General features: G+C 62.3%; 14 protein-coding genes. 9 read left to right on the top strand and 5 right to left on the bottom strand.

Translation table 11 applies throughout. The features are described 5' to 3' along the window. Positions 1-9 precede the first annotated feature (9 nt). Positions 10-3,204: an error-prone DNA polymerase gene (locus tag AC6H0W_RS10810; RefSeq protein WP_497577165.1), complete on the bottom strand. Its 3,195-nt coding sequence runs from the start codon at positions 3,202-3,204 to the stop codon at positions 10-12. A 165-nt stretch (positions 3,205-3,369) separates the two neighbouring features. Here AC6H0W_RS10810 and ada point away from each other — a divergent pair, with 165 nt between their 5' ends. The 6 genes from ada to AC6H0W_RS10780 all read left to right on the top strand — a co-directional run bounded on the left by ada (position 3,370) and on the right by AC6H0W_RS10780 (position 9,841). Then, positions 3,370-4,479 carry a bifunctional DNA-binding transcriptional regulator/O6-methylguanine-DNA methyltransferase Ada gene (ada, locus tag AC6H0W_RS10805; RefSeq protein ID WP_497577164.1) on the top strand — a complete coding sequence of 370 codons (1,110 nt, stop codon included), beginning with the start codon at positions 3,370-3,372 and terminating at the stop codon, positions 4,477-4,479. Further along, the gene (locus AC6H0W_RS10800) at positions 4,476-6,278 is read left to right on the top strand and encodes a M61 family metallopeptidase (protein ID WP_497577163.1); all 1,803 of its coding nucleotides are present in this window, start codon (positions 4,476-4,478) and stop codon (positions 6,276-6,278) included. The genes ada and AC6H0W_RS10800 overlap by 4 nt, the downstream gene beginning before the upstream one ends. Positions 6,279-6,607: 329 nt before the next feature. After that, positions 6,608-7,480, top strand: coding sequence for a hypothetical protein (locus AC6H0W_RS10795; protein ID WP_497577162.1), 873 nt, complete (start codon positions 6,608-6,610; stop codon positions 7,478-7,480). 304 nt (positions 7,481-7,784) lie between these two features. Next, positions 7,785-8,456: a hypothetical protein gene (locus AC6H0W_RS10790; protein WP_497577161.1), complete on the top strand. Its 672-nt coding sequence runs from the start codon at positions 7,785-7,787 to the stop codon at positions 8,454-8,456. Positions 8,457-8,527: 71 nt separating this feature from the next. Then, the gene (locus AC6H0W_RS10785; RefSeq protein ID WP_497577160.1) at positions 8,528-9,010 is read left to right on the top strand and encodes a hypothetical protein; all 483 of its coding nucleotides are present in this window, start codon (positions 8,528-8,530) and stop codon (positions 9,008-9,010) included. Between the two features lie 114 nt (positions 9,011-9,124). Then, positions 9,125-9,841 carry a DUF4145 domain-containing protein gene (locus AC6H0W_RS10780; protein WP_497577159.1) on the top strand — a complete coding sequence of 239 codons (717 nt, stop codon included), beginning with the start codon at positions 9,125-9,127 and terminating at the stop codon, positions 9,839-9,841. Positions 9,842-10,136: 295 nt separating this feature from the next. Here the strand turns inward: AC6H0W_RS10780 and AC6H0W_RS10775 are convergent, their stop codons facing one another. The 4 genes from AC6H0W_RS10775 to lexA are packed head-to-tail and all read right to left on the bottom strand — an operon-like array spanning position 10,137 to position 13,413. Beyond that, complete coding sequence (locus tag AC6H0W_RS10775) at positions 10,137-10,691, bottom strand: hypothetical protein (protein ID WP_497577158.1); 555 nt, start codon at positions 10,689-10,691, stop codon at positions 10,137-10,139. A gap of 30 nt (positions 10,692-10,721) precedes the next feature. Beyond that, positions 10,722-12,152 carry a Y-family DNA polymerase gene (locus AC6H0W_RS10770; RefSeq protein ID WP_497577157.1) on the bottom strand — a complete coding sequence of 477 codons (1,431 nt, stop codon included), beginning with the start codon at positions 12,150-12,152 and terminating at the stop codon, positions 10,722-10,724. After that, the gene (imuA, locus tag AC6H0W_RS10765; protein ID WP_497577156.1) at positions 12,088-12,783 is read right to left on the bottom strand and encodes a translesion DNA synthesis-associated protein ImuA; all 696 of its coding nucleotides are present in this window, start codon (positions 12,781-12,783) and stop codon (positions 12,088-12,090) included. Before imuA ends, AC6H0W_RS10770 begins: the two co-directional genes overlap by 65 nt. A 15-nt stretch (positions 12,784-12,798) precedes the next feature. Then, positions 12,799-13,413: a transcriptional repressor LexA gene (gene lexA / locus AC6H0W_RS10760; protein WP_497577155.1), complete on the bottom strand. Its 615-nt coding sequence runs from the start codon at positions 13,411-13,413 to the stop codon at positions 12,799-12,801. A gap of 145 nt (positions 13,414-13,558) precedes the next feature. Here lexA and AC6H0W_RS10755 point away from each other — a divergent pair, with 145 nt between their 5' ends. The 3 genes from AC6H0W_RS10755 to AC6H0W_RS10745 all read left to right on the top strand — a co-directional run bounded on the left by AC6H0W_RS10755 (position 13,559) and on the right by AC6H0W_RS10745 (position 15,726). Then, positions 13,559-14,104: a peroxiredoxin gene (locus AC6H0W_RS10755; protein ID WP_497577154.1), complete on the top strand. Its 546-nt coding sequence runs from the start codon at positions 13,559-13,561 to the stop codon at positions 14,102-14,104. A gap of 13 nt (positions 14,105-14,117) precedes the next feature. Next, positions 14,118-14,597 carry an FKBP-type peptidyl-prolyl cis-trans isomerase gene (locus tag AC6H0W_RS10750; RefSeq protein WP_497577153.1) on the top strand — a complete coding sequence of 160 codons (480 nt, stop codon included), beginning with the start codon at positions 14,118-14,120 and terminating at the stop codon, positions 14,595-14,597. A 184-nt stretch (positions 14,598-14,781) separates the two neighbouring features. Beyond that, on the top strand, positions 14,782-15,726 hold the full coding sequence (locus AC6H0W_RS10745; RefSeq protein WP_497577152.1) for a diguanylate cyclase: 945 nt from the start codon (positions 14,782-14,784) through the stop codon (positions 15,724-15,726).

Here is a 15,726-nt window from a genome sequence, read left to right as displayed (position 1 = left end):
GCTGCGGGCTCAGTGAAAATCGCGGCTGCGGGTGTTCAGCCGGCCGAGCAGGGCGGAGTGATCCACCACACGCCCGGCCACCAGATGCACCACCTTGGCCTCCCGCCGGATCTGCCCATACACGCCCAGCAGGCGCGCGCCGAGCAGTTCGCGGCGCTGCCGCTCCAGCAACTCCACGCTGACGATCACGTTCACCACCCCGGTTTCGTCCTCCAGGGTGATGAACATCGTGCCTTTGGCGCTGCCCGGCCGCTGCCGGCAGGTGACGATGCCCGCGGCGCGCATGAGTTGCCGGTCGGCGCTGGCCATCACGTCTGCAGCGGTCACGAAACGCAACTCGGCCAGGCGCTGACGCAGCAAGGCCAGCGGGTGCCGCCCCAGCGTGAAGCCGAGGCGTGCGTAATCGGCCACGATGGCTTCGCCTTCGCTCGGCGCAGCCAGCTCGGCCTGTTGCTCCAGCACCGGCGCCTGCGCCAGCACGCCGTCGCCGTGCTGCAAGGCCGAGGCCTGCCACAGCGCCTGCCTGCGATGCCCGGCCAGCGAAGCGAGTGCCCCTGCTGCGGCCAGCTTGCCCAGCTCGGCCGGGTCGAGCCGCGCACGCACGGCCAGATCATCCACCGACACAAACGGCCGGGCGCCGCGTGCGGCGATCAGGCGGTTCACGGCGGCTTGCGACACGCCTTTCACCAGCCGCAGCCCCAGACGTGCGGCCGGGTCGGGCCGAACGGGCAGGGCGGGGCACGAAGGACTTGGCGCCGGGGCGTCGGCCGGCTCACCTTCCAGCGTGCAATCCCATTCGCTGACGCATACATCCGGCCCGCGCACCTCCACACCATGGCGCTGCGCATCCTGAATCAACTGCGACGGCGCGTAAAAGCCCATCGGCTGGCTGTTGAGCAGGCCGCACAGAAAGGCCGCTGGCTCGAAGCGCTTGAGCCACGCCGAGAAATACACCAGCAGCGCAAAGCTGGCCGCGTGCGACTCGGGAAAGCCGTAACTGCCGAAGCCTTCGATCTGGTCGCACAGGCGCTGGGCAAACTCCGGTTCAAACCCGCGCGCGGCCATGCCTTGAAGCAAGCGCAGGCGGTATTGCTCCAGCTCGCCCTTGCGCCGCCACGCACCCATCGAGCGGCGCAACTGGTCGGCATCGCCAGGCGAAAAGCCGGCCGCCACCACGGCAAGCTGCATCACCTGCTCCTGAAAGATCGGTATGCCCAGCGTGCGCTCCAGCACGCCGCGCACGCCTGCATCCACCTGCGCATGGGCCGACGTGGGGTAGGTGATCGGCTGCTGGCGCGCTTTCTGCTCGCGTGCCTTGAGATACGGGTGCACCATGCCGCCCTGAATCGGGCCGGGGCGCACGATGGCCACTTCCACCACCAGGTCGTAGAAATTTTCAGGTTTGAGGCGCGGCAGCATGGTCATCTGCGCACGCGATTCGACCTGAAAAACGCCCACGGAATCGCCCTCCGACAGCATTTCGTACACGCTTTTGACTTCGCGCTGGATATTTCCCAAATCGAGTTGCCAGCCGTGCCATTCGGATACTTGCGCCAGCGTGCGGCGCAGGCACGACAGCATGCCCAGCGCCAGCACGTCGATCTTGAGCAGGCCCACGGCATCCAGGTCGTCCTTGTCCCACTGGATCACGCTGCGGTCGGCCATGGCGGCGTTCTCGATGGGCACCAGCTCGTCCAGCCGCCCGCGTGCAATCACGAAGCCGCCCACGTGCTGCGACAGATGGCGCGGAAAGCCCACCAGCTCGCCGGTGAGTTCCAGCAGCAGGCGCACGTTGGGCGCATCCGGGTTGAGGCCGGCGGCGGCAAGGCGCTCGGGCTTGGCCGTGCGGCCGTCGAACCACTGATGCTCGCTCGACAGGCGGTCCAGCAGATGCAGCGGAAAGCCCAGCGCACGCCCCACATCGCGCAGCGCGCCGCGCACTTGGTAGCGGATCACCGTGGCGGCCAGGGCCGCGCGCTTGCGCCCGTATTTGCCGTAGATGTACTGGATGACCTCTTCGCGCCGCTCGTGCTCGAAATCCACGTCGATGTCGGGTGGCTCGTTGCGCTCGCGCGAGATGAAGCGCTCGAACAGCATGGTGCCGAGTTCGGGGTCGACCTCGGTGATGCCCAGCGCCCAGCACACCGCCGAGTTTGCCGCCGAGCCGCGCCCCTGGCAGAGAATTTTCTGCTCGCGTGCGTAGCGCACGATGTCATGCACGGTCAGAAAATACGCCTCGTAGCCAAGCTCGGTGATCAGCGCCAATTCGTACTCGATGAGGCCACGAATGCGCGCCAACGCCGCATCGCTGCGCTGCTTGATGCCATAGCGCCACTGCAGGCCGTCTTCCACCAGCTTGCGCAGCCACGTCGTGGCGCTATGGCCTTCCGGCGCCAAACCGTCGGGGTATTCGTAGCGCAACTCGTCGAGGTTGAAGTGGCAGTCGGCCGCTACCGCGCACGCGGCTTCGAGCAAGGGCAGGGGGTAGCGCCGCTGCAGGGCATCGGCACTTTGCAGGTGCCGGCTGGCATTGGGCGCCAGCGCCAGCCCGGCTTCTTCCAGCGCACAGCGCAGGCGGGTGGCGGTGAGCACGTCGGCCAGGCGTCTGCGTTCAGGCGAGTGCATCAACACCCCGCTGGCGGCGAGCGCCGGCACGCCGGTGGCTTCGGCAATGCGCAGCAGGGCAGCCAGCCGTGCTGCGTCGTCCGGCCCGTCGGCCAGGCCAATGGCGAGCCGTGCATCATTACCTAACACGCTCTGCAGCCACAGCGCATCGGCCTGCACGGCGGCTTCGTCCAGCGGCCATTCATCCGGCGGCACCAGCAGCGCAAAGCAGCCCGGCACGCCGCCGGCCATGTCGCTGCGCCGCACCAGGTATTCGCCCTTGGCCGCTGCGGTACGGCCCGTGGTAATGAGCCGCGACAGCGCCGCGTAGCCGGTGCGCTCACGCACCAGCACCACCACGCGCGGGCCGTCGGCCAGCTGCAGCTCGGTGCCTATGATGAGCTTGAGCGGCAGCTCGTGACGCTTGATCTCGCGGTGCGCGCGCACGATGCCGGCGAACGAGCATTCGTCGGTTAGCGCCAGCGCGCCGTAGCCCAGCTCGGCCGCGCGCAGCACCAGCTCTTCGGGGTGCGAGGCGCCGCGCAAAAAGCTGAAGTTGCTCAGGCAGTGAAGCTCGGCAGGGGCGATCGGGGGCGACATCGGGTGCAAGCTGTGGGAAATTCGATGACTGTTCTTATATACAGTATAGCGAGATTGCCGTAGCCCGAAGACTTCGCGCTACCATCGAATTCAAAAGCACGCTGCGGAGTGCCGGCCGCGCAGGCACGCGGCACGATGGCGCTACGCAAGGCAACGGAGTTGGGCATGAAGGCATCGGCGGCAAACACCCTGGGCGACCCGCGCTGGCAGCGCGTGCTGGCGCGCGACCCGGCGGCCGACGGGCGCTTCTGGTATTCGGTGGCCAGCACCGGCGTGTATTGCCGCCCGAGTTGCGGCGCACGCACGCCACGGCCGGAAAACGTGCGCTTTCACGCCAGCCCGGCCGAGGCCGAGCAAGCCGGCTTTCGCCCCTGCCAGCGCTGCCGGCCCGATCTGCCGCCGCTGGCCGAGCGTCAGGCGGCCATGGTGGCCGAGCTGTGCCGCCACATCGAGCAGGCAGAGCGTGCGCCCACGCTGGCCGAGCTTGGCCGCCTTGCCGGCCTCAGCCTGGCGCATCTGCACCGCGTTTTCAAATCGGTCACCGGCCTCACGCCGCGCGCCTACCTTGCGGCACAGCGCGCCGGCCGCGTGCGCGAGGCGCTGGCGCATGCCGCCTCGGTCACCAATGCTTTTCATGACGCCGGCTATGGCTCCAGCGGGCGCTTTTACGAGCAGGCCGGCGCGGTGTTGGGCATGACGCCGCAGGCTTTTCGCGCAGGCGGGGCGGATGCCCAGGTGCGCTTTGCCGTGGGGCAGTGTTCGCTGGGCGCGATTCTGGTGGCGGAAAGCGAGCGGGGCGTCTGCGCCATCTCGCTGGGCGACGATGCCGAAAGCCTGGTACGCGAGCTGCAAGAGCGTTTTCCGCAGGCCACGTTGATCGGCGCCGATGCCGCCTTCGAGCAGCGCGTGGCGCAGATCGTCGGCCTGGTGGAGGCGCCGGGGCGCGGCACGCATCTGCCGCTCGACATTCGCGGCACGGCTTTTCAGCAACGCGTGTGGCAGGTGCTGCGCGACATTCCGCCCGGCAACACGGTGAGCTACGCCGAACTGGCGCGCCGCATCGGCGCACCGGATGCCGTGCGCGCCGTGGGCAGCGCCTGCGGCGCCAACGTGCTGGCCGTGGCGATCCCGTGCCACCGCGTGGTGCGCAGCGACGGCGGCCTGTCGGGCTACCGCTGGGGCGTGGAGCGCAAGCAAAGCCTACTCACGCGCGAACGCGAAGACGCGCTTCGCTACAATGACCCATCCCTCGAACCGCCCGCAGGATCATCATGACGACGCAAATCCGCTACACCATCACCCCGCATCACCCCGAAGCCCATCTGTTTCGCGTCACCTGCAGCGTCACCCAGCCCGACCCCGCCGGCCAGCAATTCAGCCTGCCGGCGTGGATTCCCGGCAGCTACATGATCCGCGAGTTCGCCCGCAACATCGTCACGCTGGAAGCCGAGGCGGGCGGCAAGCCGGTGCGCGTCACCAAGCTCGACAAGCACACCTGGCGCGCCGCGCCGGTGCCTGCCGGGCGCACGCTCAGCGTGACCTACGACGTGTACGCGTGGGATCTTTCGGTGCGTGCCGCGCATCTGGATCAGACTCACGCCTTCTTCAACGGCACCAGCGTGTTCCTGGCCGTGGGCGGGCAAGAGCAGCAGCCGTGCCTCGTCGACATCCGCCCGCCCAAGGGCAAGGCCTACGCCAAGTGGCGGGTGGCCACCGCGCTGGCGCCGGCCAAGGGCGAGAAGGGCGCCGCCAGGGAATTCGGCTTCGGCCTGTACCGCGCCGAAAACTACGACGAGTTGGTGGATCACCCCGTGGAAATGGGCGATTTCACTCACACCCGCTTCAAGGCCGGCGGCGCCAAACACGATTTCGTCATCACCGGCCGCCACGATTGCGACCTCAAACGCCTCACCACCGACCTCGAAAAGATCTGCGACTGGCAGATCAAGCTCTTTGGCAAACCGGCGCCGGTAGACCGCTACGTGTTCCTCACCATGATCGTCGGTGACGGCTACGGCGGGCTGGAGCATCGCGCCTCCACCGCGCTGCTGGCCAGCCGCAACAACCTGCCGTACCCCGGCATGGTCGGCCAGACCAAGGATTACCGCACCTTCCTCGGCCTGTGCAGCCACGAGTATTTCCACACCTGGAACATCAAGCGCATCAAGCCCGCCGCCTTCACGCCCTACGACCTGAAGAGCGAGAACTACACCCAATTGCTGTGGGCCTTCGAGGGCATCACCTCGTATTACGACGATCTGGCGATGGTGCGCTGCGGCGTCATCACCCCCGCTGAGTATCTGGAACTGATTTCCGCCACCATCTCGCGCGTGCTGCGCGGCAGCGGCCGGCTCAAGCAAAGCGTGGCCGAATCGTCCTTCGACGCCTGGACCAAGTTCTACCGCCAGGACGAAAACGCCACCAACGCCGTGGTGAGCTACTACGCCAAAGGCTCGCTCATCGCTTTGGCGCTCGACCTGCAACTGCGCGAAGCCAGCGGCGGCAAAGTCAGCCTCGACGACGTCATGCGCCTGCTGTGGCAGAAATACGGCCAGACCGGCGTCGGCGTGGCAGAGGAGGGCATGTTCGACGCCGTCTTCGAAGTGGCCTCAGCCATCTCCCCGGACGCCGCCAAACGCATCACCGACACCCTCAAACGCAGCGTCAACGGCACCGCCGACCTCCCGCCCGCCCGCCTGCTCAAACCCTTCGGCGTCGACTACAAAGCCAGCCCAGCCTCAAACACCCCCACGCTGGGCGTACGCATGGCCTCCGGCAAAGACGCAAAAATCGCCGCCGTGTTCGACGACGGCCCCGCACAAGCCGCCGGCCTCTCGGCTGGCGACGTGCTCATTGCACTCGATGGCCTCAAAGTCACCGGCAGCGACCTCGACGCCATGCTGAGCCGCCGCAAAGCCGGCGACAAAGTCCGCATTCACGCCTTTCGGCGTGACGAGCTGATGGAGTTTGAGGTCAAGTTGGCGGCAGCGCCGGCGAATGCTGTGCAGCTTGTATTACAGGCCAAGCCAGCTTTAGCCGTAAGAAAGCTTCGGAATTCTTGGCTAGGTAGTTGAATTAACGATGATTTCAGGGAGGTTGTCACATTGAGACTGCCGTAAAAGTAATTAGTTTGTCTTAACATGTGAGACGAATAACACATAGTTCCGAACGTCCTCATAGAGGCTTTCAGTCTTATGTGTTCGTGCGATCGATCAAGCGAGTCCCGATCGCACGGAAATTGAGAATGATGGTTTTCACGGTATTTTATGAGTGGCTAGAACTGCAAGATGCACGGAACGCACTTTTCAGCCTATCAACCCTGCTAGGGTGTGATGGCAGGCAGAAATGTCATCGGGCAGTCTTGCTATAAAAAAGTTAGGTGCGCAAGGGAGTACATCGGCTCATGTTGCTTTCTCAGAAAACGCTCGAGTCGCTTCGGGACATGATCAACGAAAGGACGGAGTACCGCTCCGGTCCGAAGATCATTCAATTTTTCAATTCTCTCGGCTTCAACGATTCGTACGGACCGGGTTTCCCTTCGCGCTGGGTGTTCACTGATGATCGCTTGGAAAAGATCAATGGAACGCCAAAAATTGATGAATGCATTAAGCGGACGTTTGCTCCAATCAATTTTGTTGGTCGAATGGGGGATCTTGATGAACTTTTGAGCGACTTCAATCAATACTTGGCTTTTGACAAATGGCGTATTGATCGCGATGGAGCGGACCTTAAGTTTCGGAGGCTTGAGCGCGTTGAGGTGGAGGAATCACCCTCCCTAGAACAGCGAGAAAATGACTTCTTGCGACGCGACTTCTCTGACGTTCGCTTTGATCGGCTAGGACTAGAGCCCTCCGTTCTTGTCGTGCTGGAGCAAAGAGTCAAAGAGATAGAGAAGTGTTTTTCATCCGGGTCACCTCTTGCGGTGATTATTCTCGCTGGCAGCACGCTTGAGGGCGTGCTCCTTGGCGTTGCCACTTGCAACCCTCGAATATTCAACAGTGCAACTGCTGCACCGAAAGACGCAGCTGGAAAGGTTCGTCCTTTTCAAGGTTGGACCCTTAATAGTTTTATTGACGTAGCCCGAGAGCTTCAGCTAATCGAGCACGACACCCACAAGTTCAGTCATGCTCTCAGAGATTTTCGGAACTATATTCATCCTTTTGAACAATTATCTTCCGGGTTTTCGCCGCGTGAGCACACTGCCAAAATCTGCCTTCAAGTGCTAAAGGCCGCATCACATGATCTCCTTCAGAGCGTTTCACGGCTGCGTGACTGACAATTCATTCAAGCCGACAACGCTTCGCGGCACTGTTTAACTCGGGCGTTGAAGCTCTTAGTCTATGACTTCTAAAAAAAATTATAATAGACGGCTTTATGGGCAAGAAGATTTTTGTGTCGCGCAGTATATGTAAGCGCGCCACAAGCTATTCAGATTCTGTTTCTGCCGATATTCGGGGTGGTGACGATTGAGTGAGTGGGCACTCGGTTGATTAGGCGTTTGTGCAAGAATTGAGGTTGTATATATATTTTAGATTGATAGAAGATGTAGATCTAAACTTTAAATTATAGTTATCCTTGACATGATAGTTACACCAAAAGACATTCTTTCTTCAATTTTAGAAGGAGATGGAAAGCCTCTTTCGCTGAAGCCTTGGGAGAATAAAACCCAGTTTGTGATTTTCATGATTTCTGCCATCGCTTTGTGCTTCGGCCTCGTATTTGCAGGCATAACACATATATGGCCGGAGAAGTGGGCTGCCTATACATCATTAGTTTTGCTCGTCGTCGCAATGATCAGTAGCGCAATATATCAATTAGCTGTCGTATTTCCAGTGACAAAAATGCTGAGGCACTCCGAGAAGTCATTGGCTTCTCCTGCGACGGAGCGGTTTAATAATGATATTGATCGAATATCTTCTCTGGCAAGAGATTTCGAGAGGCACCATCTTGAGTATGCCCGTGACCGCTTAGCTCTTATTGCAGATCAACTGAAAAATAGAATTGCTTTTCTAGTTGGGGCTATCGAAAAGGTTGGCATGCTTCCTCTTGCCGTCACAGGCTACTTCTCGGCCGAAAAGGTTCTGACCGATCCGAGGCTTGCCCCGCCGGGAATCGAGTGGGCCTTCGGCGCACTAATCGGCCTGTATCTCATAGCCATTCACTTTCTGCTGGTTTCACAGCAACTTGACCGTCTTGTTCTCATCGTTCGGCATGCTGCGAGCAAAAAAGTGGCGAAGGAAAATGACTGCTAACTCTCAGTGCCACCTGCAGGCGGGTTCCGTTCCCCTTGTCTCCCATGTTAGCGCCCTTCGGATTATTGCCAATGTCACGCTTCCTTCGTTTGATCATAAAGATGCCGTTGCCTACCAGTAAGAAACTTGGATGGCGACGAGTACTGCTAGATCGCGCCTACGCACAGGATATTTCTGCCGCTAGAAGAGCGAAGGACACTGCAAAGGTTCATTCGCTCGAATCTGACCGGCGCTTTGAAATTGCTCTGCATGATGAGGAAGAGGACGCTTTCGTTACAAAGCAACTTCTTAAGAAGGCCCGAAACCTACGAGCTTCTGTACCTCATCGCTACAACGAAGACAGAAGCGAGTCAGAGCATTGGTACGAAGGACGTTACACAGGGAGTTGGTATCTCACGAATCAAGGCATAGCTTTACTGCGTGAAGAAATACGTGGCGAGCAGATGGCACGGCATGAAATTCGAGCGCAATGGGTAGTTTGGGTGTCGGCGATCACCGGCTTGGTCGGTACCGTAACCGGCCTGGTCGCACTAATTTTTCACAGAAGTCCTTGAAGCTGAATGCTAACCATTCCGTCAAGAGTAAGTGGGGGCAAATCTATATTCTAGACCGATTTGAAATATAGGCCTCAACCTCGTCATTAATTGACGGCTTTAAGAGGCAAAGTTGTGATCAATACAAAAATATTGTCAGTCAAAAATCCGCAATGGGTCGATGAGAGTCGCACCGCGATTAACTGCTGGATCAAAACCAATACTCTCGTACAAGAGGTTCCTTTTACGGCATCACCGTATGATTCGGAATCGCGCGGAAGAGAGGTTTTTGCAAGGTGCCTCTCCGGCGAGTTTGGGGAGATTACCCCACCGAAACCACGGAACTTGTCCGAAGAACCTGTGCAGCAAGAAAAGTTTCCTGCTGACCTTAAGGGGCTGGATAGATTTATTAACTGCGCAAACATCGAGAATGCTAAGCAGTCATTTCGTGGCGTTGTTATTGTCTGGGCGTCATTCCTTGACGGGCTCCTAGATAATTTACTGGAAGCTGAGGCGTTGCGTGCTTCAGCTGCCGGGGAAGCAGTCGCTAAGCCGCCTAAGACCTTCGGTAGCAGAATAAAGCGGGCCTTTGCTGACGGCATCATTGATCAAGAAGAACGCAGCAGGTGTGACCATATAAGAGTTATACGGAATGCGGCAGCCCATGACTGGGAACTTGGTCTCGAAACTGAAGGTATTCTACCGGGGTTGCGAGCGCTCTATGAAGCTGATCACTCGGAAGTATTGGTTTTTCACGAAGACTTGGATTATCTGCTCCAGCAGGTCTATAGCCCTTCTTGTGCCAAGCTCATCATGCGACTGCTTGATAGCCTGCCGGCCGAGACGAGATAAGGCGCGTGAATTAGGGCCAGGTCTATGTTTCTTTGAGACTATGAACTCGATCCTTTCTGTTCTCATGGCACTGCTTCAATGGCGTCTTGTCGCACAGTTGCGTTCGTTTTCGTGTCGCAGCTAGCCGGCTATTCGCTTCTGCTATTTCTTTTTTCTTGACGTGTGCTTTGATTCCTGCCTGGCGCCCAATTTGATTACCTACGCTCGCTTGACGCTGCGTAATAAGTCGCGTAGCCCCTGCTCAAACGCTATAACAAGGCAGGCCAGATTTCATCCTAAACTTTGGTGGTGAGCCTTAATGGCGTCGTTTGTACGCGGCAAATTTTCGTTTCCAGTAATGCACTGCCGGCCAAGCCAGCGCAGCCGCAACAATCAGAAAAAAACCAATACTCTGCCAAAACGCAATCGGGTCAGTCGCCAGTAGGTATTCGCGCGCCGGGCGGCGGAAGCTGATCGCGCCTTCAGCAATCGCCCGGCCGGCCATGCCGATGAGGCCCAGCGTGGGCGCGAACCACACCAGCAGGCCGGCGGCGGTGATGAGGCGGTCGAGCAGCGGGGTGTGGCGGCTGCGGGGGCGTTCGATGCTTTCTACGCCGTGCCACATGGCGACCAGCCCAGCGATGACCGTGAGAAGGGGGAAAGCGGCCAGCACGGCGCCCAGCAGGGTGGTGGCCACCTGCAGCTGGAAGCCTTCCAGTGGGTCGATGAACGCCCACAGCGGGCCGATGTTGCGGAAGGCGGCAATGGTCAGCGGCAGCAGGATCAGAAACACGATCAGGTGGCGAAAGGCCTGACGGCGGCGGAAGTCGCCTTCGATTTCGTCGGGGCGGCGGGTGGGGAAGGGAAACATGGTGGGCACACGCAGATAGGTGCGCGCAGTCTATCCAAAATAGCCGTGCACATACCAATCGCCGGCGGCGTTGAGGTCGCGAAACACCCACCACAGCGCGTCTTCGCGGGTGCGCGCAACGAAGTATTCACGGCGCACGTCGGCGCCATCCCACCAGCCGGTTTCGATGCGCTCTGGCCCGGCCACCATGCGCAGGCCGTGCAGCGACGATAAGGCGCGCGGGGTGTCGAGCAGCCAGGTGGGGCGCTGGGCGGCGCACACGGGGGCGTTTGCTGGCTTGGTGTTGAGGGATTGGTTGCGTGCGGCGCGCTCGGGGCGGTGGTCGGGCCACGGCGCGGGCTGGAACAACGCGGCATCGCCCAGGCGTGCGCGCAGGCGGTCGAGCAGCAGGGTGACGTTTTCGCGCACCTGGCCCGCGTCACCGAACAGGTCTGGCGTGTGTCCGGCGCGTGCCACCGGCGCATCGGCGGCGATGCGCAGCGACTCCACCGGCTCGGCCAGCTTCAGCACCGATAAATGCTCACGCGCCAGCAGCATCAAGCGGGCGGCATCGCGCGAAGGCTCGCCGCTGATGATTTCGATGCGGGTGGCGGCTGCGCCCTCGTGCTCCAGCAGCAGTTCGAAGCGATCACACGCCGCCTGCAGGCTGTCGAGCCAGGCGGCGAGGCCCGTAATCAGGCGGCTGGTGACGAAGATCAGCGGTTCGATGTTCGGCGTGGGCACGGGCAGGGGAATGTGCGCCGCGTAGTGCTCGGGCGGCACATGGCGGGGGCGTGGGTCGGGGGTTTCGCCGCGTGCGCGGGCCAGTGCATCGAGCAGCGCTTTGCCCTGACGGCGCGCCAGCCCTTCACGCGGCAGGCGGCGGGCTTGGCCCAGAGTGTGGATGCCGACACCGTGGAGCAGATCCACCGACGCTTCCGACACCGTGGTGCCGGCACGCACCACCTGCAAGGGCAGGGCATCCAGCGTGCTCTGCCAGCCTTTGTGCTCTTGCAGAAAGGTGTCGGGCCGGGCCAGGGCCAGCCAGTGCGCCGCCAGGGGCGTGGGCGCGGCGGCAATGCCGGCCTGAATGCCGAGTTCGCCCAGCCCGCTGCGCAGTTGCTGCAGCAGGCGTTGCTGCCCGCCGAACAGGCGCAGGCTGGCCGAGACTTCGAGCAGCAGGGCGTTTGGCGGCACCACGCACAGCGCCGGCGTGAAGCGCCCGGCCCAAGCGGCCAGCTCGCTCAAGGTGGCGGTTTCGAGGGCCGGGTTGCGGTCACGCAGGATCAGCTCGGGCAGGCGCGCACGGGCTGCCGAAACCCGCTCGCCGGGGGCGATGCCAGCGTCACGCGCGGCCGCGTTGGCGGCGATGATGCGGGCCGGCGGGGTGGGGTCGGCTACGGCCAGCGCTTGGGTTTCAGCCGCGCCGCGCGTGAAGACCTGCACCGGCAGGTCGGGGCAGGCGAGGGCGATCCACAGCATGATCGACAAGACTCCAGGGGTGTTCGAGCGGCAGCCGCACGGGCTCGGCCGCGGCCGGGCCACGGCGCTTGAGGATGCTCACGCAGAGCGTGCGGCCGCGTGCCGACAGGCCCAGCCGCAAGCCGGCCGGCGAGGGCTGGCGCGCCGCCGCTGCGGGGCGGAAGAGAAACAGCGGCGTGCCGGATTCCTCTGCCGCGAGTTGCAGGCGGCGCAGGGCGGCCATGTCCGGCCGCTCAAGCCACGCCAGCACGGCGTGACAGGCCGCAGACACCAGCGCCTGACGCGTGGCCCACAGCGCGGCGGCGCGGGATTCGGGGCGCAGCACCAGCATGTGCTCGGGCGGCATGCCGCGCGCGATCAGCGCGGGCGCATAGGGCTGCCAGGGCGGGGCGACCCACAGATTCAGGGTGGGGGCGACGGCTCGTTTGAGCAGCGGCAGCAGCAACTCGACTTCGCCGATGCCGGGGGTGTCGCACAGCAGTTCGATGAGGGTGCCGCGAGGCCAGCCGGCGCCGGGCAACTGGGCGTCGAGGGCGTCAAAGCCGGTGGGCAGGCCGGCTTGTGCCGGGCGGGCGAAATGCTCGCCGCTCCAGACCAGCCCGGCAGGCAGTGCTTCCAGCGCGATGGCCATGCATGCCCCTTGGCCTCAGGCCGGCTTGCCGTTGCGGATCAGGCCGACCATCACGCCTTCGATGGCCAACGCATCGCGGCGGGTGTCGACCACGATGGGCGGAAAGTCGGGGTTGGAGGGCAGCAACTGCACGATGGCGCCGCGGCGGCGGAAGGTTTTTACGGTGACTTCGTCATTCACGCGCGCCACCACGATTTGCCCGCCACGCGCCTCCGGCGTGGCATGCACCACCAGCAGATCGCCATCGAGAATGCCGGCGTCGCGCATGCTCAGGCCGCGCACGCGCAGCAGATAATCGGCGCGCGGCGAGAACAGCGCGGGGTCGATGGCGTGGCGCGACTCCACGTGCTCGATAGCCAAGAGCGGCGAGCCGGCTGCGACGCGGCCGATCAGTGGCAACCCGGCGCCTTCGGTGAGGCGAATGCCGCGCGCACGGCCTTCTTCGAGCGAGATGGCGCCTTTGGCGGCGAGCGCGCGCAAGTGGGTTTCGGCGGCGTTGGGCGAGCGGAAGCCGAAGGCGGCGCACAACTCGGCGCGCGTGGGCGGGCGGCCGCTGTGCTCCAGCGTGTCGCGGATGAAGGCCAGAATCTCTTGCTGGCGCGGGGTGAGGGCGCGGTCGGAAGGGGGCATGAAGGGCTGCATCAGGGCTGTACGAACAACTGTAATTTTAAACAGTCATCGGGCGCATGCAAGCGCTGCTTGTGGTTTCCCATACTTGAGCGTGGCCGCCTGCTGGTCTATTCCACAGGTACACCCAGAGCCGCAGGAGGTTGTCATGCCGGTCCAGACCGCGCTTCACACGCCTAGAGTTCGTGCCCGTTCCGGGCTAGAATCGCGCCCACGTCAGGAAGGGCGTGCACCCGTTATCGGTGAGCTCGCCCCGGATTTCGCTTTGCCGGATGCCGACATGGAGGTCTTCGATCTCGCGGAGGTGCGCGGCAAGCGCAACGTGGTGCTGTATTTTTATCCGCGTGACAACACGCCGGGCTGTACACGCCAGGCCGTGGAATTCAGCGATCACGTGGATGATTTCGAGCGCTGCGATTGCAGCGTGATCGGGGTCAGCCCGGACGATTGCCTGACGCACGCCGAGTTCCGCGACCTGCACGGTCTGTCGGTGCGCCTGCTGTCCGATGAGGACATCGATATCTGCAGACGCTACGGTGTATGGGAGTCACGCGAGGTCGACGGCATGGTCCGCACCGGCGTGACGCGGACAACCTTCATCATCGACAAGCAGGGTGTCGTCCGCCACATCTTTCGCAACGTTGCGCCGCGTGGCCACGTTGCCGAAGTCCTGCAAACCCTCAGCAAACTCTGAACGGAACCCGCACATGCAAATTACCAAGAACTCCGTCGTCACCCTGCACTACACGGTCAAGGACAGCGACGGCAACCTCATCGACGACGGCAAGAACCCGCTGGTGTACCTGCACGGTGGCTACGACGGCATTTTCCCGGCCATCGAAGAAGCCCTGCACGGCAAGAGCGTCGGCGAGAGCTTCCTGCTCAAGCTGCAGCCGGAAGATGCCTTCGGCGATTACGACGAAGAGCTCGTCATGATCGAAGAGGTGGGTCAGTTCCCCGACAACATCGAAGTGGGCATGGCCTTCGAGCGCGTCGGTGACGACGGCGAGGAAGACATGGTCTATCGCATCACCGACATCCAGGACGGCAAGGTCGTGGTTGACGGCAACCACCCGCTGGCCGGCACCTCGTTGGTGTTCGACGGCAAAGTGGCCGAAGTGCGCCAGGCAACGGCCGAAGAGCTGTCGCACGGCCACGTGCATGGCCCTGGTGGTCATCACCACTGAGTCGCACCGCTGAATGAGAAAGGCCGCGCAAGCGGCCTTTCTCATTGGAAAAGCAAATAAGAGACGAGGTCAGGGCAAGGCTGTGGCTTTTGTCACGCTTGCTCACCGTGTTGTCAGTGTGCTGCCGCTGACATGGCAAAATGAGGAGTTAATTTGTATGCCTACCTAAAAGGCGGTCGACCGGATGAAGGTACTTGTCGTAGAGGACGCAGTCACAAGCGCTACGCTGATCTGTCAGATGCTCGGCAAGATGGGCCTTACCAGCATCCTCGCACGCAATGGCGAGGATGGGTTGCGTGCGTTCATGTCCGAAAAGCCCGATCTGGTGTTGCTCGACGTGATCATGCCGGATCTGGACGGCTTCGAAGTGGCGCGGCGCATCCGTGCGACGCAGACCGGCATCGAATGGACGCCCATCATCTTCCTGTCGGCGCGCGCCAACGATGAAGACCTTGCGCACGGCATTGCCGCCGGTGGCGATGACTATCTGATCAAACCCATCTCCGAAACCGTGTTGCGCGCCAAGGTCACGGCCATGCGTCGCATTGCCAGCATGCGCTCGGCGTTGGTGCAACTCACCGAAAAGCTCGACCAGGCCAACCGCGAACTCGAGCGCCTCAATGCCATCGACGGTCTCACCGGGGTGGCCAACCGTCGTCGCTTCGACGAAACCCTTCGTCACGAATGGCGCCGTGCCGCGCGGGGAGGGCATCCGCTGTCATTGCTGTTCATCGACGTGGACGAATTCAAGGCCTTCAATGACGGTTACGGCCACGTGGCAGGCGACGAGTGCCTGCGTGACCTGGCACGGCTGATGGCCGCCACGCTGCGGCGCCCTCCCGATCTGCTGGCGCGCTACGGTGGTGAAGAGTTTGCGGTGATCCTGCCGGAGACCGGGGCGGAAGGGGCCGTAGCGGTCGCCCGCAGCCTGCTGGAGGCAGTGCGCGAAGCGGCGATTCCGCATGAGTTTTCGTCGGTGTCGCCGTTTCTCAGCATCAGCATCGGCGTGGCCACGGCGATTCCCGAGCGTGCCGACAAGGAGGGCTACGAAGTGCTCCTGACCATTGCGGACGAGGCGTTGTACAAGGCCAAAAGCGCCGGTCGCAATCGCGTCGTAGAGGCCGACTGA

This window comes from Pseudazoarcus sp. NS20, from assembly GCF_059703745.1.
Note: the sequence above shows the minus strand (reverse complement) of the source record. Positions and strands in the feature narration are given on the sequence as shown.